The organism is Novosphingobium profundi, assembly GCF_018491765.1.
GTDB lineage: Bacteria > Pseudomonadota > Alphaproteobacteria > Sphingomonadales > Sphingomonadaceae > Novosphingobium > Novosphingobium profundi.
In genome coordinates this window covers 159,504-177,878 of sequence record NZ_JABWCU010000015.1, presented here as the reverse complement: position 1 = coordinate 177,878, position 18,375 = coordinate 159,504, and the positions used below count along the sequence as shown (strand labels likewise).

21 protein-coding genes are annotated in these 18,375 nt (G+C 65.6%); 16 read left to right on the top strand and 5 right to left on the bottom strand.

The features are described 5' to 3' along the window. Positions 1 to 134 precede the first annotated feature (134 nt). Positions 135 to 332 (bottom strand): DUF6880 family protein, encoded by a 198-nt coding sequence (locus tag HT136_RS26725; protein WP_425516901.1) that lies wholly within the window; start codon positions 330 to 332, stop codon positions 135 to 137. Positions 333 to 975: 643 nt separating this feature from the next. Beyond that, positions 976 to 1,608 carry a helix-turn-helix domain-containing protein gene (locus HT136_RS18085; RefSeq protein ID WP_214201223.1) on the bottom strand — a complete coding sequence of 211 codons (633 nt, stop codon included), beginning with the start codon at positions 1,606 to 1,608 and terminating at the stop codon, positions 976 to 978. Positions 1,609 to 1,995: 387 nt separating this feature from the next. Between HT136_RS18085 and HT136_RS18080 the strand changes: the two genes are divergently transcribed. Together HT136_RS18080 and HT136_RS18075 are read left to right on the top strand one after the other, a co-directional pair. Further along, entirely contained in the window at positions 1,996 to 2,637 is a 642-nt protein-coding gene (locus HT136_RS18080; RefSeq protein WP_214201222.1) for a cysteine hydrolase family protein, read from the top strand. Then, entirely contained in the window at positions 2,634 to 3,905 is a 1,272-nt protein-coding gene (locus HT136_RS18075; RefSeq protein WP_214201221.1) for an MFS transporter, read from the top strand. The genes HT136_RS18080 and HT136_RS18075 overlap by 4 nt, the downstream gene beginning before the upstream one ends. Here the strand turns inward: HT136_RS18075 and HT136_RS18070 are convergent. Continuing rightward, on the bottom strand, positions 3,854 to 4,255 hold the full coding sequence (locus HT136_RS18070; RefSeq protein ID WP_214201220.1) for a non-heme iron oxygenase ferredoxin subunit: 402 nt from the start codon (positions 4,253 to 4,255) through the stop codon (positions 3,854 to 3,856). The two genes, HT136_RS18075 and HT136_RS18070, sit on opposite strands and share 52 nt — an antisense overlap. A 151-nt stretch (positions 4,256 to 4,406) precedes the next feature. Here HT136_RS18070 and HT136_RS18065 point away from each other — a divergent pair, with 151 nt between their 5' ends. Genes HT136_RS18065 through HT136_RS18050 form a run of 4 tightly spaced genes read left to right on the top strand, consistent with a single transcriptional unit; the run spans position 4,407 to position 8,005 of the window. Further along, complete coding sequence (locus tag HT136_RS18065) at positions 4,407 to 5,648, top strand: aromatic ring-hydroxylating oxygenase subunit alpha (RefSeq protein ID WP_214201219.1); 1,242 nt, start codon at positions 4,407 to 4,409, stop codon at positions 5,646 to 5,648. 11 nt (positions 5,649 to 5,659) lie between these two features. Continuing rightward, complete coding sequence (locus HT136_RS18060) at positions 5,660 to 6,454, top strand: nuclear transport factor 2 family protein (RefSeq protein ID WP_214201218.1); 795 nt, start codon at positions 5,660 to 5,662, stop codon at positions 6,452 to 6,454. After that, positions 6,451 to 7,302, top strand: a complete 852-nt coding sequence (locus HT136_RS18055) for a TauD/TfdA dioxygenase family protein (protein WP_214201217.1) — start codon at positions 6,451 to 6,453, stop codon at positions 7,300 to 7,302. The genes HT136_RS18060 and HT136_RS18055 overlap by 4 nt, the downstream gene beginning before the upstream one ends. Positions 7,303 to 7,321: 19 nt before the next feature. Further along, positions 7,322 to 8,005, top strand: a complete 684-nt coding sequence (locus HT136_RS18050; protein WP_214201216.1) for a hypothetical protein — start codon at positions 7,322 to 7,324, stop codon at positions 8,003 to 8,005. Between the two features lie 27 nt (positions 8,006 to 8,032). Here HT136_RS18050 and HT136_RS18045 read toward each other — a convergent pair whose 3' ends face one another. Together HT136_RS18045 and HT136_RS18040 are read right to left on the bottom strand one after the other, a co-directional pair. Next, on the bottom strand, positions 8,033 to 8,527 hold the full coding sequence (locus tag HT136_RS18045) for a cysteine hydrolase family protein (RefSeq protein ID WP_214201215.1): 495 nt from the start codon (positions 8,525 to 8,527) through the stop codon (positions 8,033 to 8,035). A 150-nt stretch (positions 8,528 to 8,677) separates the two neighbouring features. Further along, positions 8,678 to 9,850 carry an aromatic ring-hydroxylating oxygenase subunit alpha gene (locus tag HT136_RS18040; RefSeq protein ID WP_214201214.1) on the bottom strand — a complete coding sequence of 391 codons (1,173 nt, stop codon included), beginning with the start codon at positions 9,848 to 9,850 and terminating at the stop codon, positions 8,678 to 8,680. A 120-nt stretch (positions 9,851 to 9,970) separates the two neighbouring features. Between HT136_RS18040 and HT136_RS18035 the strand changes: the two genes are divergently transcribed. The 10 genes from HT136_RS18035 (at position 9,971) to HT136_RS17990 (ending at position 18,173) form a co-directional block, all read left to right on the top strand. Next, entirely contained in the window at positions 9,971 to 10,834 is an 864-nt protein-coding gene (locus HT136_RS18035; protein WP_214201213.1) for a TauD/TfdA dioxygenase family protein, read from the top strand. Continuing rightward, a complete protein-coding gene (locus tag HT136_RS18030; RefSeq protein ID WP_214201212.1) occupies positions 10,831 to 11,730 on the top strand; it encodes an urease accessory protein UreD in 900 nt (299 codons plus the stop codon). Before HT136_RS18035 ends, HT136_RS18030 begins: the two co-directional genes overlap by 4 nt. A 1-nt stretch (position 11,731) precedes the next feature. Continuing rightward, positions 11,732 to 12,034, top strand: a complete 303-nt coding sequence (locus HT136_RS18025; RefSeq protein ID WP_214201211.1) for an urease subunit gamma — start codon at positions 11,732 to 11,734, stop codon at positions 12,032 to 12,034. Further along, positions 12,018 to 12,344, top strand: a complete 327-nt coding sequence (locus HT136_RS18020; protein WP_214201210.1) for an urease subunit beta — start codon at positions 12,018 to 12,020, stop codon at positions 12,342 to 12,344. Before HT136_RS18025 ends, HT136_RS18020 begins: the two co-directional genes overlap by 17 nt. After that, entirely contained in the window at positions 12,344 to 14,053 is a 1,710-nt protein-coding gene (gene ureC / locus HT136_RS18015) for an urease subunit alpha (RefSeq protein ID WP_214201209.1), read from the top strand. Before HT136_RS18020 ends, ureC begins: the two co-directional genes overlap by 1 nt. Positions 14,054 to 14,074: 21 nt before the next feature. Next, complete coding sequence (locus HT136_RS18010) at positions 14,075 to 14,566, top strand: urease accessory protein UreE (protein ID WP_214201208.1); 492 nt, start codon at positions 14,075 to 14,077, stop codon at positions 14,564 to 14,566. Next, a complete protein-coding gene (locus HT136_RS18005) occupies positions 14,517 to 15,257 on the top strand; it encodes an urease accessory protein UreF (protein WP_246543867.1) in 741 nt (246 codons plus the stop codon). Before HT136_RS18010 ends, HT136_RS18005 begins: the two co-directional genes overlap by 50 nt. 14 nt (positions 15,258 to 15,271) lie before the next feature. Beyond that, the gene (ureG, locus tag HT136_RS18000; protein WP_214201206.1) at positions 15,272 to 15,907 is read left to right on the top strand and encodes an urease accessory protein UreG; all 636 of its coding nucleotides are present in this window, start codon (positions 15,272 to 15,274) and stop codon (positions 15,905 to 15,907) included. Then, positions 15,904 to 16,434, top strand: coding sequence for a HupE/UreJ family protein (locus HT136_RS17995; protein WP_214201205.1), 531 nt, complete (start codon positions 15,904 to 15,906; stop codon positions 16,432 to 16,434). The genes ureG and HT136_RS17995 overlap by 4 nt, the downstream gene beginning before the upstream one ends. A gap of 245 nt (positions 16,435 to 16,679) precedes the next feature. Then, positions 16,680 to 18,173: an amidase gene (locus HT136_RS17990; RefSeq protein ID WP_214201204.1), complete on the top strand. Its 1,494-nt coding sequence runs from the start codon at positions 16,680 to 16,682 to the stop codon at positions 18,171 to 18,173. The last annotated feature ends 202 nt before the right edge of the window (positions 18,174 to 18,375 follow it).

Sequence of the window (18,375 nt, the reverse complement as noted above, 5' to 3'; positions counted from 1 at the left end):
TCCTACGAAAACATCATCGACCTCTGCTGTGAAGCCTGGAACAAGCTCGTCGATCAGCCGTGGCGCATCATGACCATCGGACGTCGCAAATGGGCGCGTAGGTTCTGATCAATGCAGGTTGGTATTAGCAGGACTTATGCAATCCTTCCTCGCTTCATTGTTCCCAAAGGGGCTGTTCCCTGTTTCGCCTTGAGAGATCCTGCGTACGCCTCGTGGTCGGCATGATCGCCAAACGCTTCGATTTTGCCTGCAAGATAAGTGCAGGTCTGCAAGTGGCGAGCTGCGTAGGGGAGGGGGTGCCTAGCCTGAGCTCGCTCAAGCGCGAAGTCGATGTTTGGCTAGCCTCCGACGTCGGCTAAGCGGACATATGACGGCATCCGACCTCGAAAATCTGCTTGTCACGCGCCTCGTCCGGGGAAGAGAGGGCACGTCGCAGGCGTGGCGCCGGGCGCCTGGTAGGGTCATCGTGCGCGCCCGATGGAATGCGGCCGCTGGCGCTAGGGCAGGAAGCTTCTGGGGCATTCGCGACAGTCGCCGTCGGAGCAGCCGTCCTCGGTAAGCCAACCTTCAGTTCGCGATTGCGCGGCCTGAGATCGGCGACCTGGGGTGGGAGTTCGCGACTGTTGGCTTTGGACCGTCCCAATAGTGAGAGCCGGCGCGAATTTTAGGGTGGGCTGGGCTTTGATGATGTGATCGCTCTCTTGTGTGGATTTGTCCAGACCCACATTCATACATCAATTCCGTCGGGGGCGGTCGCATCACCAAAGCCCAACTGAGGTATTCCTGGTCGCACGCAGAGGTGGGTGTGAGGGTGCCACTCCTGCCCGACAATCGTTCAACTTCGGGGCGTAAGGGTGCCTATGACTGTAGACGTGCGGCAGATAAACGTGGCGGGGCATGTAACGGAGCCACGTGCGTTTGTCTGCCGTTGCAGGGTTCGAAAAATTCGAACGCGACAGGACGGACAAAGCTCGGTCAGCGGACCGTTTCTCCCGCGATGTCTCCCTGGAGAACTCGCTTGACCGAGATCGTGCGCGCGCCCTGTTCGTAGAGGCCGCAGATGTTCCAGAGCGTGCGGATCGTGGTCTCGAGGTCACCCTCGCCGTGGAACGCGCCGCCCACGCTTTCAAGCAGGAGTTCGCGCCGCACCTCGGCATAGCGGTCGGTCACGTCCATGCCGCGCTTGGTCACGGTGTACGTCGTCTGGCGCAGGGCACCGCGGCATTTCTCGATCAGGCCCGCCTTTTCCAGCTTGCGCAGGGCATAGAGGATGTTCGAGTTGTCGTCGCGGTTGAGGTAGCGGCCGATGTCGGTCGCGCTCTTGGGTTCCTCGTTCATGCGGATGAGCTGGAGGACCGAGACGTCCGCCTGGGGCAGGGACTCGCCGCTGACGTATTCGTGCAGCGCGGAAGACCAGCGTGCGAACGCTTCGACGATGTGGTGCAGCGCGAACTCGAATTCGTGGAAGCGCACGGCCTGGCCGGTGCCGTCCTCGTCGATGGAGAGATGGGAGGCGTTCGGCGGCGCGGGATTGCTCTTGCGCGCCTCGTTCGCGGCTTTCGTCCCGGCCCGAACGCCTCTGGCCTGCGCTCCCTTGTCCTGCGCCATCTCTAAGCACCTCTATTTGAAATTATCATGCAATTTGCAACAAGGTCAGCCCTAGAGGGTTCCGGAGCCGGGTTCAATCACCGGACGGCGCTTTTTCTCAAGTCTGGCCTTTTAAGCGTCTCCCCGGATCGGCCTGGAGGTGGGGCCGCAAGCGCACTGTGAAGACTTGTTCGTGGCATTTGGAGAGCAAAAATGGATTCAAATAACAATTTTATTTGCATGGCTTGATGCATTGTAAAATTTATGTACGTTTTCAGTCGCGAGGGCGCGGGGCCCTGCTGCCGCCGACCCGAAAGGCTTGTTCCGCAAACTGGAGTTGAACGCGTGTGCCCTGACAGCGCAAGGACCGAACTTCTGCGGCGTGGCCCGTCTTCAGAGGTGCCTGCGTTGTCGCTGGCGCCGTGCAGCACGGTACTGCTGGTGATCGACGTGCAAGTCGATTTCGTCGCGCCCGAGGGCGCTTGCGCCAGGGGCGGCGCCGATGTTTCGGGCATGCCGGCCGCAATATCCCGGATTGAGGACGCGCTCGGCGCGGCGCGGGCCTGCGGCATGGAAGTCTGCTTCGTGCGGCTCGAGACTTCGCCCGAGAGTGATTCCCCGGCGATGGTTCGGCACATGGCCCGGCGCGGGATGGCCGGGGGGGAAGTCCTGTGCCGGGCGGGAAGCCCGGGGGCGGATTACTGGCGGGTCCGGCCCGGGCCGGGAGAGCGCGAAGTGACGAAGAGCCGCTACGATGCCTTTCTGGAAACCGGGCTTGACGCGCTCCTGCGCCGGCTTGGTGCGCGCACCGTGGTCCTGACCGGCGTCAGCACCGATTGCTGCGTCGACGCCACAGCGCGCGGCGCTTTCCAGCGCGACTACGACGTGCTCGTGCTGGGCGATGCCTGTGCGGCGGGTACGCGCGACTTTCACGAGGCGGCGCTCGAGGCCTTGTCCCGCTATGCCGCCACGATCAGCGATACGGCGAGCTTCATCGCGGCCTGTTCGGCTGCGGTGCGGGGCCGCGAGACAGCCGGGGAATGTTCATGAGTGATGCGCTTGCCGCCCGTTCCGCCATTTCCGGTGCGGGCCAATCGGCTGCCGGACGACCCGGACTGGACTTTCGCCGCATGGCCCTGCTGGCAGGGGGCACGCTCGGAACCTTCGCGGGCTCCACTTCGACTGTGACGATCCCGCTCGGGGTGATGCTGGTGCCGATCGCGACGAGCTTCGGGTGGAGCCGCACGACGGTGGCCACCGCCTTTCTCGCGCAGACGCTCTCGCAGGCGCTGTGTTTCCCGCTCGCAGGCTGGCTCGCGGATCGCTTCGGCACGCGTGCCTGCCTTCTCTTCGGGTTCGCCGCGCTGGGTGTGACGTTGTTCGCGATAGCCGCTTCGCCGGCCTCGCCCTGGGCCTTCTATGGCCTCTTCGCGCTGTCCGGAGTGGGCGGGGTACTCGCCAGCACGATGGTCATCGCCAAACTGGTGGCCGAATGGTTCACCGAGCGACGCGGTTTCTGGTTGGGGCTGGTTGGCGGTGTCGGCAATGGTCTTGGTGGCATGGTCATGCCCGCGGTCTCGGGTCTGCTCGTCGTGGCGCTCGGCTGGCGGCACAGCTTTGCCCTAATCGGCCTGTTCGTCCTTGTCTGCGCGCTTCCCGTGGCCTGGGCCAGCCTGCGTTCGCCTCCGGGAATGGAGGCGGGCACGCGCGCGCGCTGGAGCGAGGTGCCCCTGGCCGGACACTCCTTCGCCGAGGCCATGCGCAGCCCCCTGTTCTGGGCGATCTTCAGTGCCGTTCCGTTGGGCGGGGGCGCGCTGACCGGGGTTTTCGCCAATACCGTGACGATCCTGGGCACCCAGGGGCTGAGCGCCGCCGGAGCGACGCTGGTCGTCACGCTTTTCGCGCTGACCTGCGTGATCGTGGAGCCGCTCGTCGGCCATATACTCGATCTGGCGGCCCGCCCGCGCCGCGCGGCCTTTTTCTATGTGCTTGCGATCGTAGGGCTGCTGATCCTGGCCCATGCCCATACCCTGCCGGTTGCGATTGCAGGCGGGGTGCTGACCGGCATGGGGCTGGGCGTGGAATTCAGCGTCCTGCCCTATCTCCTCTCGCGCTATTTTGGTTTGCGCGATCTCGGCGCGATCTGCGGGGTGGCCTATACCGGCGCGCTGATCGCCAACGGCGTGTCGCCGGTCGCGCTCAACGCGGCTTACGACCATTTCGGCAGCTATGTGCTGGGGATCTACGCAATTGCCGTGATGATGGTCTACGCGCTGGTCGTGTTCGTACTCCTGCCCCGCTTTGACCGGGCGCACTGAGGCGCAGGGCGGGCCGGTCTTGCGGGGCCGGCCATGCCGGGGCAGTCGATGACGGCGGCCCAGATTTCCTCGCCGCGCAGTTCGACCGCATAGACTTCGAGCTTTTCGTCGCAGGGCAGGTCGATCGCCTCGCCCGTGCGGATGTCGAACGAGCCCTGGTGCAAGGGGCAGATCAGCCGGTTGCCCTCTACTTTCCCGCGCGAGAGGAGCGCGGTGCCGTGCGTGCACTTGTCCGCCGTCGCGTGGATCGTCCCGTCGACGAGGAATACCGCGACGGCGGGGCGCGGTCCGCGCGCGATACGCTTGGCGCCCGAGGCGGGAATGTCGGAAAGCATGCAGAGAAAGATCATGGTGCGAAGAGGCCCCCTGGCCCGCGCGATCCGATGCTCGGCGCGAGCTGGATGATGAAAAACAATATAAAGTGCATTGCAAAATGCATTTCGGTTTGCAAGACAATGTGGAAATCACAATTCGCCACCCCCTTCCAGGAGTTCCGTGTCGATGGACAAGTTTTCCCATGTGCCGCTGCCCGAGATGGCGCTCAGCCCGCAGATCCGGCGTCTGCTCGATCAGCTCGACGCCAGCCAGGGAGACGTGGCCAGTGCGATGAGCCTGCCGCCCGAATGTTATACCTCGGAAGAGTGGTTCGAGTTCGAGAAGCGTGCGGTCTTCGATTCCGAGTGGACCGCGCTTGGCCATGTCGGCGCGATCCCGGAAAACGGCGACTACTTTGCCCTGGAAGTGCTGGGCGAGCCTCTGCTCGTCGTGCGCGGCAAGGATGGCGAGGTGCGGGTCCTTTCCTCGGTCTGCCGCCATCGCGGCCACTTGCTTGGCGATGCGCCACGGGGCAAAGCCCGGGGTGGCTTCACCTGCCCCTTCCACGGCTGGTCCTATGACCTGGAAGGCACGCTTACCGGCGCGCCAGAGATGGAAGGGACGCTCCCCTTCGAGCAGCTGCGCCACACCGCCTGCCTGCCCGAATTCCGTTCGACGATCTGGAACGGCTTCATCTTCGTGAACTTCAGCGGCGAGGCCGAACCGCTGGCCCCGCGCCTCAAGGGCCTGACCAGTCTGGTCGAGAACCACCACATGGCCGATCTTGCCGCGATCACGCCGGTCGAATGGGCGGACAATGCGTGGAACTGGAAGTTCATGCAGGAAAACGCGCTCGAGCCCTACCATACGCACTATCTTCATTCGGGCATCCACGACTTCGCACCGTCCACCAACGTGCGTTTCACCGAGTGGCAGGAAGACGATGACGCCGCGATCTACCGCGAGGTCCACTTCACCAACGCGGACGGCGGCTTCAACATCTCCAGCAAGGCGCTTTTCCCGCCTCTGCCCGATCTCACCGAGGAGGAACGCGCCCGCGTGGTCTTCGCCGGGGTCATGCCCAACCTGTTCTTCGGAGCGCAGGGCGATGTCGTGTTCTACTACGTCATCCTGCCCCAGTCGGCCGGCAACATCACTCTCAGCGTCGGCATGCTGACGAGCTGGGACAACCTGTCGCTGCCGACCGCGCCGCTGTTGCTCAAGGGCACGCTGGACGGCGTGCAGATGTTCAACGAGCAGGACACCGTGGCCAACATCGCGACCCACAAGGGCCTCCGGTCCCGGGTGGCGCCGCGCACGCGCTGGGCTCCCAACGAGAAGACGCTGGTCCAGCTCAGCAACTGGCTCATCAAGCGCTACAAGCGCTACGCCGCCCGCGTGGGCGAAGCCCTGCGGGAAGACGCGTGATGGCGCGCGGGATGACCGCCGATAGCGCTGGCGCCGAAGTCCTTCGCGCCGAGATCGCCGCCCTTCGATCCGAGGTGGAGCGCCTTTCCGCCAAGGATGCGATCACCGATCTCGTCACCACCTATGCGCGCTGTTGCGACGTGGGCAACGACCCGGTCCTCCTGCGGCCGCTCTTCACCGACGATGCGACCTGGCATTGCGACGGCTTCGGCACCTTTGAGGGCGGCGATGGATGCGCGCTGGGCCTCAAGGCGGTGGCGGGCGAGAAGATCTGGTGGTCGCTGCACAACATGATCTCGGTGCAGGTCACCTTCGATCCCTCGGGTGAGGAAGCGACCGGCTTCTGGTACCTGTGGGAAGCGGCGACCCTGCCCGACGAGCACACCAACGAGCCAACCGCGACCTGGATCGCGGGCACCTACGACGCGCGCTTCCGCAAGGTCGACGGGGGCTGGCTCTTCTCGAAGGTGGTGCTCAAGCTCAACATGGCGAGCCCCATCGACAAGGGCTGGGTGAAGAAGCGCTGGCCCGACGGCACGCGCAAGCAGCCGCATTTCGTCACGCTCGAAGCGGGCGAGACCTATTACTGGTGCAAGTGCGGCAAGTCTAAGACCCAGCCATTCTGCGACGGCTCGCACGCTTCGGGCAAGGTCGAGCCGGTGCCCTTCCGTGTCGAGACCTCAGGGGTTCACCCGGTTTGCGGCTGCCGCTATTCCAAGACCAAGCCGCTCTGCGACGGATCGCACCTCAACCTGAAGTACGACTGGTCGTTGCTTGGCAAGGACGGACCGGAGATCAAAGCATGAGCGTGGTGAAGAGCCTCGAGACGCATGAACTCAAGCCGGGTTTCGGCAGCGAGATCGCGCGGGTCGATCTGGCGAGGGCAAGCGATGCCGAGCTGGCTGAGGTCGTGTCCGAATTTCACCGCGTTGGCGCGATCGTCCTGCGCGGCCAGTCGCTCTCGCCCGAGCAGTTCCGCCGCTTCGGACAGGCCTTCGGCGAACTGGAAGGCCATACCCTCAACGACTTCACCTTGCCGGATCATCCCGAAATCTACGTGCTGTCGAACCGGGTCGAGGATGGCCGCCCGGTTGGTGCGCACAACGACGGGATCGGCTGGCATACCGATCTCAATTATACCGCCGAGCCGGTCATGTGCACGATGCTCTATGCCGTCACGGTGCCGCCCGAGGGCAGCGACACGCTGATCGCGGACCAGTGCGCGGCCTACGCGGCGCTGCCCGGCGAGCGTCAGGAGGAACTCGCAAAGCTCAAGCAGATCCACAGCTTCGAATACCTCGCCGGCAACCGCACCGAGGGGCGCAAGGTAATCCCGCCCGAAGTGCTGCGCGCCAATCCCGACGTGATCCATCCGCTGGTGCGCACGCACCCGGCGGACAGGCGCAAGGCGCTGTGGATCTCGAGCATGACGCCCGGCTTCGTAGGCTGGTCGACAGCGGAATCGACGCCGGTGATCGACGAGTTGATCGAATGGGTCACGCAAGATCGCTTCGTCTATCGCCACAAGTGGCAGGTGGGCGACGTGCTGGTGTGGGACAACCGCTGTTCGCTGCACACGGGCACCTTGTTCGACGATACGAAGTACATCCGCGAGATGCACCGCATGTGGGTCAAGGGCGACCGTCCCTACTGAAACGGGAAAGGAGGCGGGCATGTCCGTCAGCGTTCTTGCACCTTCGGGCACGGTCGGATCGCAGGGCTGGGCGCTCGAGCAGGTCATGGCGGCCACCGCCTTCGGGGCCGAGGCGTGTATCGCACCGTTCGAGGATGAGCACCTGCCGGTTCTTGCCGACGAGTGCCGGGTCGTGCTGGTCCGAAACGGGCCTGACCTGGCCGCGCTTTCTGCGGTCCTGAACGCACCGGGGCTGATCGGTAAGCGTCGCATTCTCGCGCTGAGTGAACGGGGCTGCGACATCGGCCCTGAAGCCCTGGGCCTGTTTGCCTGTGCCGACATGGTCCTCCTCGACCAGGCTTGCGTCGCGCGCCTTTTTGCCTTCGAGCGCGAGCCTCAAACCCTTGATGAACTGATGGTGCTGCGCAGCGTTCTCACGCTTACCAATCAGGCTGCCGTCGTGACGCTAGCAACCGGCGGTGCCATTGCGATCTGGGCGGACCGGAGTCTCGAATCTGTGCCGGTCGAGCGGCAGGAAGCGAGGGTAACGGCCGATCCTTTCTGTGGCATCGTGGCCGCCTGCGTCGATCTTGGTATCGGACCCGAACCGGCGCTGCGCTATGCGCTTGCCGGGAGAACGATGGTGGGAGCAGGTGCACGGGGCGCTCGGCACTTCCCCTCGCGAGCCGCTCTCGATGCAGAGCGGGACGAACGGGGCGGCTGACTTTCCTTCCGAGCGCGGTGGCGATGTCTACGCGATGCCGCTTGCGAAGGCGCAGGTCTGCGCGACCTGGGCGATCACCCCGGTTTCCAGCATGGCAAGCAGCGCCATGGTCGTGGCGGGATCGTAGGTGCCCGTCGCGTCCCCCAGAAGCAGGCACTGGAAGTTGCGGTCGTTGGCCTCGAACAGGCTGGCAAGGACGCAGCAGTCGAGCGTGACCCCGCAAAGCACCAGCTGGCGAATGCCAAGACTGCGCAAGTGCTCTTCCAGTCCTGTCGCGTGGAAGGCGCCGCTGCCCGGCTTGTCGAAGACCGCTTCGCCCGGAAGTGGTGCGCAGGGGGCGATGATCGCATGGCCACTTTCGCCCCGGATCATGTAGCGGCCGCGTGGGCCGCGCTCGCCGGGGCCAGGCCGGGCCCGGACGCGTTTCCAATCCGGGCACTGGGCAAGGTTCTCTTCGTATCCTTCGCGGGTGTGGAGAATGGCAAGGCCAGCGCGGCGGGCGGCGGCCAGGGCCTCGGCCACGCGCCGGCTCTGCCAGCGGCGCGAGGGGCAGGCCCATCGCATCGATCCAGCCCCCGGGCGAGAGGAATTCGTGCTGCATGTCGATGACCAGCAGCGCGGTCGCCGCGGGATCGAGGTCGAAGGGCGCGGGCTTTGCCGCGATCACCGCCATCAGGCGACCGCGTCCAGCACCATCTGCTGGAAGCCGCGCACGCCGCCTTCCCAGTAGGGCGAGAGGATAGGTGCAATGCCCGCCTCGTCACGGGCCTTCAGCGTGGCCTGTGCGGCCTCCATGAAGGGCTTGTCCTGCGGGATCACGCCCTGCCACATCTCGAGATTGCCCTGCCGTGCCCCGGCCAGTGCGGGATCGCTTGCTGCGCTGCCCTGGTAGTAGAGCGAGATGTCCATGCGGGTGCGATCCGGTCCGTCGGGCAGCAGCGTGCCAAGCATGACATGGTCGGAAGTGACAAGCAGTACGGCTGTCGGAAACAGGCACAGGGAATAGAGTTCAGGGAGCGGTTTGCCCTCTTTGGTCAGGAGATCGGGCAGGCGCGCGGTCCAGGCGCGGGTCCCGCTGTCCTGGTCGTGCGCGGCCGAGACATCGACCTTGCCGCCCGTGTAGACCGGGAGGTGAACGCAGGGCTCGACATTGCGGAACAGGTGCGCCTCCAGTTGGGGGTGTCCGAAGGGCAGGTGGTAGTCCTCGATCCCCGCTTCCATCGCGATTTTCCAGTTCGCCGCGTAGATGTCCTCCAGGCGTTCGCCGATGATCAGATCGGAGAGGTCGCAGTGCGCGAAAAGCGTCTCGACCGGGGCGATCCATTCGGCGAAGGGCGGCGCGCTGCCATCGATGTTGACGAAGACAAGGTCAAGCCAGCGGCCGAGGGCGATCGGCTTGAGCCCGTGGTCTTGCCGCGCGAAACCCTCGACCTGGTTGATCTTCTCTCCGCCGAACTCGGGCGTGGCCAGGAGCCTGCCATCGAGCCCGTAGGTCCAGGCGTGCCATGGACAGGTGATACGCGGCGCAGTGCAGGGCGCGCCCACCAGCTTGATACCACGGTGGCGGCAGATATTGTGGAAGGCCTCCACCTCGCCCGCGCCGTTGCGCACGAGCAGGATCGAGGCTCCGGCAAGGTCGATCGGCAGCATGTCGCCCGGTTCGGGAATGGAGCTTGCCGTGGCTACCGCGCACCAGCTTGCCGGAAAGAGCTTTTCCCGCTCGAGCGCATGGAACTGCGCACCGTAGAACGCGCCAGGTAGGGCGAGGGGCGGGGCGTCCTCCAGGGCGAGGCCGGCGCGGGTGTTTTGGAGATCGAAGATTGGGGCAACGAATGGTGAGGCCACGGCATGTCTCCTTTGGTGGAGTGCAATGCAAAGTGCACGATGAACTAAAATATAAATTGCATGATAATAACCCGTATGCAAGGTTCGCCTCGTCATCCTGATGAACCGGAGGCTTCTCAAATGCCCGCTCCCGAAGTCACCCTCTCCGAGCCGCCCCGCACGTCCCCCGCAAGCTATCGCGCGATCGGCGTGAAGCCGCTCAACCCCACGGTCGGGGCCGAGATTACCGGGGTGGACCTCGCGCAACCGATTCCGCAGAACGTGGCCGCGGAACTGCGCCGCGCGTTCGAGGAGCACATGGTGATCTTCCTGCGTGGACCGGCAATCGATCACGAGGCCCATGCTCGTCTGGCGAAAGTCTTCGGTAAACCGCACGTCGCCCCCTCTACCGTGCAGTGGCGCGTCGAGGGCCATCCCGAGGTCACGAAGATCCATGCCGACGGCGACTCCAAGTATGTTGCCGGGGAGGACTGGCATTCGGACATGAGCTGCGATCCCGAGCCGCCGATGGGCTCGGTGCTCTATCTGCATACGTTGCCGCCGCTTGGCGGGGATACCGTCTTCGCCAGCATGTATGCGGCCTATGAGGCGCTTTCGGACACGATGAAGGCCACCATCGCCGATCTTCGCGCGGTGCATTCCTCGGCCAAGTCCTTTGGTGACAAGGTGGCGCGCGACCTCGAATTGCCGACCTCTTCGCATCCGATGGTCCGCACTCATCCGGTGAGCGGGCGCAAGGCACTTTTCGTCAACCGTGGTTACACCACCCATATCGAAGGCCTGCCCGCGCAGGAGAGCGAGGCCATCCTGCGCTTCCTCTACGAGCACGTGGCCAATCCGAACTTCCAGTGCCGCTTTACCTGGTCGTCCCATGCGATCGCGATCTGGGACAACCGCTGCCTGCAGCACATGGCGATCTGGGATTATTTCCCCCAGACGCGCTCGGGCTTTCGCATCCAGATCCAGGGGGATCGTCCGGTTTGATACCCGACGCCGTTCTCGACGAGGCGGACGTCGCCGGGGCGCCGGTGGGCAAGGCTGCGCGGGACGCGGGCGTGCCGGCGTGGCTGCGCAACCAGGGCAAGCTGCACCTGCGCTTTGCGCGGGCCGAAGGCGGCGACACGCGGCTCGTCGGTCGAGGAGAGGGCGGTTGTCTTCGGGTGCGCGTGCCGCGTGGGGGGCGCGGCGACCCGCCCGAAGCCATTGTCGTCAACACTTCGGGCGGGCTGTGTGGTGGCGATGTGCTCGAGCAGGTCGTGGAATGGGGGAACGGCACGCAGGGGCTCGTCACCACGCAGGCGGCCGAGAAAGTCTACGGCTCGCAGGGCCATGAAACCCGCATCGAAACGCGCATCTCGGCAGCGGGCGGTGCCCGTGCGCATTGGTTGCCTCAGGAGACCATCCTGTTCGACAAAGCCCGTCTCCACCGCGATACGCATATCGATCTGGCGTCCGACGCGCGCCTGCTCTGGGCGGAATCGCTCGTCTTCGGGCGGGTGGCGCGGGGCGAACGGTTCGCGACCGGCACCTTGCGCGATCGGGTCCGTATCCGCCGCGGCGGCAAGCTTTGGCACGCCGATGTGCTTGACCTTGGGCGCGGCCTTTCATCCGGAGCCGCTCTCGCGGCGCCGGCGCTCGGCAACGGGGCGCAGGCCTCGGGCATGATCCTCGTCGTTCACGACGAATGCGCGGCGCAACTGGCGCCCTTGCGCGAACTCCTTGCCACGCTGAACGGGGCCCATGCCAGCGCCAGTTTCTGGCGCGGCCTGCTTTCGGTGCGGCTTCTCGCCCGCGATCCCGAACGCGTGCGCACCGGCATGGCCCGCGCGCTCGAATACCTCATGGGGGGCGCCGCGCTGCCCCGTGTCTGGAGATGTTGAGATGCAATTGAGCCCACGCGAGAAGGACAAGCTGCTTCTGGCCATGGCCGCGATGGTGGCGCGGCGCAGGCTCGAACGCGGGGTGAAGCTGAACTACCCCGAGGCCGTCGCGCTGATTTCCGATTTCGTCCTCGAAGGCGCGCGCGACGGGCGCACCGTGGCGGACCTCATGGAGGCCGGTGCCCATGTCCTTTCCCGCGACCAGGTCATGTCCGGCATCCCCGAGATGATCCCCGACGTCCAGGTCGAGGCGACCTTTCCCGATGGCACGAAGCTGGTGACCGTACATGACCCGATCCGCTGACATGATCCCCGGAGAGCTGCTCCCCGCCCAAGGCGAGATCGCGCTCAACGCAGGGCTCCCCGTGACCACGCTGACGATTGCCAACACCGGCGATCGTCCGGTGCAAGTGGGTAGCCATTACCATTTCGCCGAGGCCAACCCGGGCCTTGACTTCGATCGCGCCGCCGCGCGCGGCAAGCGGCTCGACATTCCGGCCGGCACCGCCGTGCGCTTTGAGCCGGGCCAGACGCGCCAGGTCGATCTGGTGCCCTTCGCGGGCGAGCGGCGCGTCGTCGGTTTTCGCCAGGACGTGATGGGAGATCTCGACTGATGGCCTACCGAATGAGCCGCGCGGCCTATGCCGACATGTTTGGCCCGACCGAGGGTGACCGGCTGCGGCTTGGCGACACCGGCCTGCTGATCCGCATCGAGAAGGATTTTACGGTTCCCGGTGATGAGGTGAAGTTCGGCGGGGGCAAGGTCATTCGCGATGGCATGGGCCAGAGCCAGCGCACCCGCGCGCAAGGGGCCGCCGACACCGTTATCACCAACGCCGTGATCCTCGACTGGACGGGCATCGTGAAGGCCGACGTCGCCCTTCGCGACGGGCGCATCGTGGCCATCGGCAAGGCGGGCAATCCCGACGTGCAGGCGGGCGTCACCATTGTCATCGGCCCGGGCACCGAGATCATCGCGGCAGAGGGCAAGATCCTGACCGCGGGCGGGGTCGATGCGCATATCCACTTCATCTGCCCGCAGCAGGTGGAAGAGGCGATCGCGAGCGGCGTGACCACCATGATCGGCGGCGGCACGGGTCCTGCGACGGGCACGAACGCGACAACCTGTACCCCCGGTCCCTGGCACATCGAGCGCATGCTGATGGCCGCGGAGGGCCTGCCGGTGAACCTTGGCTTTGCCGGCAAGGGCAACGCCAGCGAGCCCGCCGCGCTCAAGGAGCAGATCCTCGCCGGGGCCTGTGCGATGAAGTTGCACGAGGATTGGGGCACGACGCCGGCAGCCATCGACTGCTGCTTGTCGGTGGCCGATGCGCACGACGTGCAGGTGATGATCCATACCGACACGCTCAACGAAAGCGGCTTCGTCGAGGATACCATCGCCGCCTTCAAGGGCCGCACGATCCATGCCTTTCACACCGAAGGCGCGGGCGGTGGCCATGCGCCCGACATCATCCGGCTGGCCGGGCTTGCCCACGTGATCCCTTCGTCGACCAACCCGACGATGCCCTTTACGCGCAACACCATCGACGAGCACCTCGACATGCTGATGGTATGCCACCACCTCGACTCCGGCATCCCCGAGGACCTCGCCTTCGCCGAGAGCCGCATCCGCCGCGAGACGATTGCCGCCGAGGACATCCTCCATGATCTGGGCGCGCTCTCGATCATCTCCTCGGACAGCCAGGCGATGGGCCGCGTGGGTGAGGTCATCACCCGTACCTGGCAGACCGCGCACAAGATGAAGGCGCAGCGCGGCCCACTTCCCGGCGACGATGCCGAGGCCGACAACGCGCGCGCCAAGCGCTACGTCGCGAAGTACACGATCAATCCCGCCATCGCGCAGGGTCTGGCGCGCGAGGTCGGTTCGGTCGAGGTGGGCAAGCTGGCCGATCTCGTCCTCTGGCACCCGGCCTTCTTCGGCGCGAAGCCCGAACTGGTCCTGAAGGGCGGGATGATCGCGCATGCGCAGATGGGCGATGCCAACGCTTCGATCCCCACTCCGCAGCCGGTCCACACCCGTCCCATGTTCGGCAGCTACGGGCGCGCGATGGCGGCATCGTGCATCACGTTCGTCAGCAAGGCGGCGAAGGATGCCGGGGTGGCCGAGAGGCTTGGTCTGCAGCGGGAGATCTGCGCGGTCGAGCAGACCCGTACCATCGGCAAGGCTGCAATGAAGCTCAACGACGCGCTGCCCGAGATCACGGTCGATCCGGAGACCTACGAAGTGCGCGCCGACGGCGAATTGCTGGTCTGCGAGCCTGCCGAAGAGCTGCCGCTGGCGCAGCGCTATTTCCTCTATTGATCCCGTCCTGCGAGAAAGCCTGTGAACCGCATCCTCCATGTCCTGCCCCGCGACGGGGCGAACCCGCCCGCCAATGACCACGTTTCGCTCGATCATGACCGGCGCCGCCGGCGCCGCATGGTCCATACGACCGCAGGTGGCCGGGCGATCCTGCTCGACATGGGCAATGTCGTGCATCTGCGCGACGGCGACCGGCTCGAACTTGACGATGGCAGCGTGATCGAGGTGCGCGCGGTTCCCGAGGCACTGGTCGCGATCACCGCGCCCGACACCGCCGCGCTCGTGCGCATCGCCTGGCATCTGGGCAATCGCCACCTGCCGACCCAGCTTGACGGCGAAACACTCCTGATCCGCGAGGACCATGTCATCGTCGACATGGTGAAGGGGCTGGGCGGTGTCTGCACGCCGCGCCTTGCCCCCTTCGATCCCGAAGGCGGAGCCTACGAAGGCGGTGGTCATGGGCATGGCCACGATCACGTCCATTCGCATAGCCATGCGCACGCCCATGGATGAGGGCGCGATCTTCGATGTGCTGAGCTGGATGTCGCCAGCCTGGCCGGTCGGCGCCTATACCCATTCGGGCGGGCTTGAATGGGCGGTCGAGGAAGGGCACGTGACCGACCGGACAAGCTGCGAGCGCTGGCTGGCCGACCTGCTGCGCCACGGCCCTCTTTTCAATGAAGCCGTGCTGTTCGTCCACGCGCACCGCGCCGCTGCAGCAGGCGATGCAGCGCGCCTTGGCGTGGTGGCCGAACTGGCGCTGGCGGCGCAGAGCGGGGGCGAGCGTTTCCTCGAGACCACCGCGCAGGGCAATGCCTTCGCCCGGATCGCGCGCAGCGCCAGCACGCCGTCGAATTTTGCCGCGTTGCTTGCTCCGCTCAAGGGGGAAGACCTGGCTTACCCTCTCGTCGCGGCGACGCTCTTCGCCTGCCATGGCGTGGCCGAACAGGCCGGGCTGACCGCCTTCCTGCATGGTACGGTGTCCAATTACGTTTCGGCCGCCCAGCGTCTGGTGCCGCTGGGGCAGACCGACGGACAGCGTGCCATCCTGGCCCTGCGTCCGTGCGTGCTGGAACTCGCCGCGCAGGTCGTGGCGGGCTGCCGGGCGGACGATCCCTTCGATGATCTTGCCGGATGCAGTCTTCTCGCCGAGATCGGCTGCATGGCCCATGAAACCCAATATACGAGGCTGTTTCGAACATGATGAGCGACGACACCATGACTGAGGGCGCCGTACCGCTGGGGACCATGGGCCCGCTGCGCGTGGGCATCGGGGGGCCGGTCGGATCGGGCAAGACCGCGTTGATGGACGCCCTGTGCAAGCGTTTTCGCGAGACCTACCGGATCGCGGCGATCACCAACGACATCTACACCCGCGAGGATGCCGAATTCCTCACTCGTGCCGGCTCGCTCGAGCCCGAGCGCATCATCGGCGTGGAAACCGGCGGTTGCCCCCATACCGCGATCCGCGAGGACGCCTCGATGAACCTTGCCGCGGTCGATACGCTGGCAGACCGGTTTCCGGGGCTGGAACTCGTCCTGATCGAAAGCGGGGGTGACAATCTTGCCGCCACGTTCAGTCCCGAACTTGCCGATCTCACGATTTACGTCATCGACGTCTCGGCTGGAGACAAGATCCCGCGCAAGGGTGGGCCGGGCATCACCCGCTCGGACCTGCTCGTCATCAACAAGATCGACATCGCGCAATATGTCGGCGCCAGCCTCGAGGTCATGGACCGTGACGCGAAGAAGATGCGGGGCGAGCGCCCCTTCGTCTTCGCCAATGTCCGCCAGGGGCAGGCCGTCGAGGATATCGCGCAGTTCATCATCAAGACCGGAGGCCTTCGCCCATGACATCGTTCCGCCCGCTCGCCATGTTCGCCGCTGCCCTGGGCGCACTTGGCCTGTCCAGTCCGGCTCTTGCCCATCCTGGCCATGCCCTGGGCACCGGCGCGCTAACCGGTTTCGTGCACCCCTTCACCGGTCTCGATCACCTGACCGCGATGGTCTGCGTTGGCCTCTGGGCGGCGCGGGCCTATCCGGGCAAGGCCTTAGCGCTGCCTGCGGCCTTCATGGCGGCGATGGTCGCCGGTTTTGCCTTCGGGCGCATGGGCCTTGCCGTTCCGGCCGAGCCCGTGATCCTCGTCTCGATGCCGTTGCTGGCGCTTGGCGCCATCTTCGCCCCGCGCGTGAAGCTGGGCCTTGCCATGGCGATAACCGGCTTCTTCGCGCTGGCGCATGGTTTCGCCCACGCCGCCGAGGCGAGTGGCAGCCATTTCGCCTTCGGCATGGCCATGCTGGTCGCGACCGCGTTGCTACATGGCTTCGGACTTGCCCTCGGCCGTGGCCTGGACAGCCTTGGCCTGCGCCGCCGCGCCTGAAGAGAAACCCAATATATCAGGGGGGTGAATCCCTGGATCGCGGAACGGCCGGACGTCCGTTCAGATGGATCCGATGGCGTTTGCAGTTCCGGGAGCGCGAGGGCGAGGGCCCTCGAGCTCCTCTTCCTGCAGCTTCCCCCCAAATTTGTGCACCTCGTGGCAAGCGCGGGCAGGCCGCGCATGGCAATCCGTCGCCGCAGGCCCTTTGCGTCCGACTGCCCGCCCCAAGTCCGGAGTTCGCCGAAATGATGCAAGACACCTCCTCCATCCCCCGCGATCCCTCGCTTCTGAGCGCCAGTGAGCAGGCGGCGCGCATCCGCGCGGGAGAGCTCTCTCCCGTCACGTTGATGGAGGCCGTGCTGGCGCGGATCGCGGCGAGCGAGCCGGTCTTGCACGCCTTCTGCGCGCTCGATCCCGCGCGCAGCCTCGAACAGGCGCACGCCGCGGAGCGGCAGGTAAAGGCCGGGGAACCGCTTGGTTTGCTTCATGGCGTTCCGGTCTCGGTGAAGGACCTCATCTGTACACGCGATTTCCCGACGGTCAGCGGTTCGAAGGCCTATGTCGGCTTCACGCCGGAGGACGATGACGTCTGTGTGGAGCGCGTGCGCAAGGCGGGCGGGATCATCCTGGGCAAGACCAACACGCCCGAATTCGGCTATGCCGGGGCGGGCAAGAACGCGGTTTTTGCGACCACCGCCAATCCCTGGGACCCGGCGATGACGCCGGGCGGATCGAGCGCGGGCAGCGCGGCGGCCGTGGCCGCGGGGATGGGCTCTCTCACCATCGGCAGCGATGGCGGCGGTTCGATCCGCGGGCCGGCCAGCTATTGCGGCCTGTTCGGCATGAAGCCCTCGTTCGGGCGCGTACCAGCCTGGCCGGGGTGCCGCGATCCGCGCTATCCCGGGGTCAGCAGCTGGGAAAGCGTCGAGCATCTCGGCCCGCTGACCCGCACGGTCGAAGATGCCGCGCTGCTCCTCGCGGTCATCGCCGGGCCGGACGCGCGCGATTGGCACTCGTTGCCAGCAGGCGATGTCGATTGGCTGGCCGCGCCGCGCCGTGATCCTGGCCGGCTCAAAGTGGCCTATACCCCCGACTTCGGCTTTTCGGTGGTCGATCCCGAGGTGCGCGAACTGACCGCGAAGGCGGCGGGGGAGGCGGCCGAGGCGCTCGGCTGGGAGCTGGTCGAGGACACGCCCGCTTTCGAGGACATGTTCGATCTCTTCCTTTCGGTCATAATGCGCGATTCCGATCTGCGCGGCCTGCGCGCGCTGGCGGAAAAGGGGCAGATCCACCTTCCCGGCCTGCTCATGATGCTTGAACGCGAATGGAGCGCGCAGGATTTCACCGACGCGGCCATGCAGCGCCAGCGCGTGTGCAACACTCTTGCGGCCTTCATGGCCGAATATGATCTTCTCCTGACGCCCACGGTGTCCTCGCCGCCGTTTCCGCTCGCGCATTTCAATCCCGATACGGTCGCAGGGCTTCCGGTCGAGGAGGTCAATCCATCGCCCTTTACCTATCCCTTCAACTGGAGTGGCCAGCCTGCCGCGAGCGTTCCGGCCGGCTTCACCCGCAATGGTTTGCCGGTCGGCCTGCAAATCGTGGGGCGCCACCTGGCCGATGAAACGGTGCTTGCTGCTGCCGCAGCCTATGAGCGGGTACGCCCCTGGGCGCATCTCTGGCCTGAGATGGTGCGTGCCGAATCTCTTCCGTCCGCGCCCAGTTCGCAATTTTCATGAGATTTCCGGGGAGCGCAGCGGGCCTCGCGTTCGCCCCCTGCGCTCCCCGCACGCTTTTTGGACACCCAGCGTCAAAAGCATCACGCCTTTTGGATTGTGAATTACATTATAACTTGCAATGCATAGTGAATGATTAATCGGCGTAAATGACAGCCGATCGAGCGCCGTGAAGGCGCCGTATCCCGATTGCACACGAGACATG

Bases quoted from the DNA above. Each gene is read 5' to 3' on its own strand.
- HT136_RS18085 (WP_214201223.1), bottom strand. From the start codon at position 1,608: ATGGCGCAGGACAAGGGAGCGCAGGCCAGAGGCGTTCGGGCCGGGACG.
- HT136_RS18075 (WP_214201221.1), top strand. From the start codon at position 2,634: ATGAGTGATGCGCTTGCCGCCCGTTCCGCCATTTCCGGTGCGGGCCAA.
- HT136_RS18070 (WP_214201220.1), bottom strand. From the start codon at position 4,255: ATGATCTTTCTCTGCATGCTTTCCGACATTCCCGCCTCGGGCGCCAAG.
- HT136_RS18065 (WP_214201219.1), top strand. From the start codon at position 4,407: ATGGACAAGTTTTCCCATGTGCCGCTGCCCGAGATGGCGCTCAGCCCG.
- HT136_RS18060 (WP_214201218.1), top strand. From the start codon at position 5,660: ATGACCGCCGATAGCGCTGGCGCCGAAGTCCTTCGCGCCGAGATCGCC.
- HT136_RS18055 (WP_214201217.1), top strand. From the start codon at position 6,451: ATGAGCGTGGTGAAGAGCCTCGAGACGCATGAACTCAAGCCGGGTTTC.
- HT136_RS18050 (WP_214201216.1), top strand. From the start codon at position 7,322: ATGTCCGTCAGCGTTCTTGCACCTTCGGGCACGGTCGGATCGCAGGGC.
- HT136_RS18035 (WP_214201213.1), top strand. From the start codon at position 9,971: ATGCCCGCTCCCGAAGTCACCCTCTCCGAGCCGCCCCGCACGTCCCCC.
- HT136_RS18025 (WP_214201211.1), top strand. From the start codon at position 11,732: ATGCAATTGAGCCCACGCGAGAAGGACAAGCTGCTTCTGGCCATGGCC.
- HT136_RS18020 (WP_214201210.1), top strand. From the start codon at position 12,018: ATGACCCGATCCGCTGACATGATCCCCGGAGAGCTGCTCCCCGCCCAA.
- ureC (WP_214201209.1), top strand. From the start codon at position 12,344: ATGGCCTACCGAATGAGCCGCGCGGCCTATGCCGACATGTTTGGCCCG.
- HT136_RS18005 (WP_246543867.1), top strand. From the start codon at position 14,517: ATGGCCACGATCACGTCCATTCGCATAGCCATGCGCACGCCCATGGAT.
- ureG (WP_214201206.1), top strand. From the start codon at position 15,272: ATGACTGAGGGCGCCGTACCGCTGGGGACCATGGGCCCGCTGCGCGTG.
- HT136_RS17995 (WP_214201205.1), top strand. From the start codon at position 15,904: ATGACATCGTTCCGCCCGCTCGCCATGTTCGCCGCTGCCCTGGGCGCA.
- HT136_RS17990 (WP_214201204.1), top strand. From the start codon at position 16,680: ATGATGCAAGACACCTCCTCCATCCCCCGCGATCCCTCGCTTCTGAGC.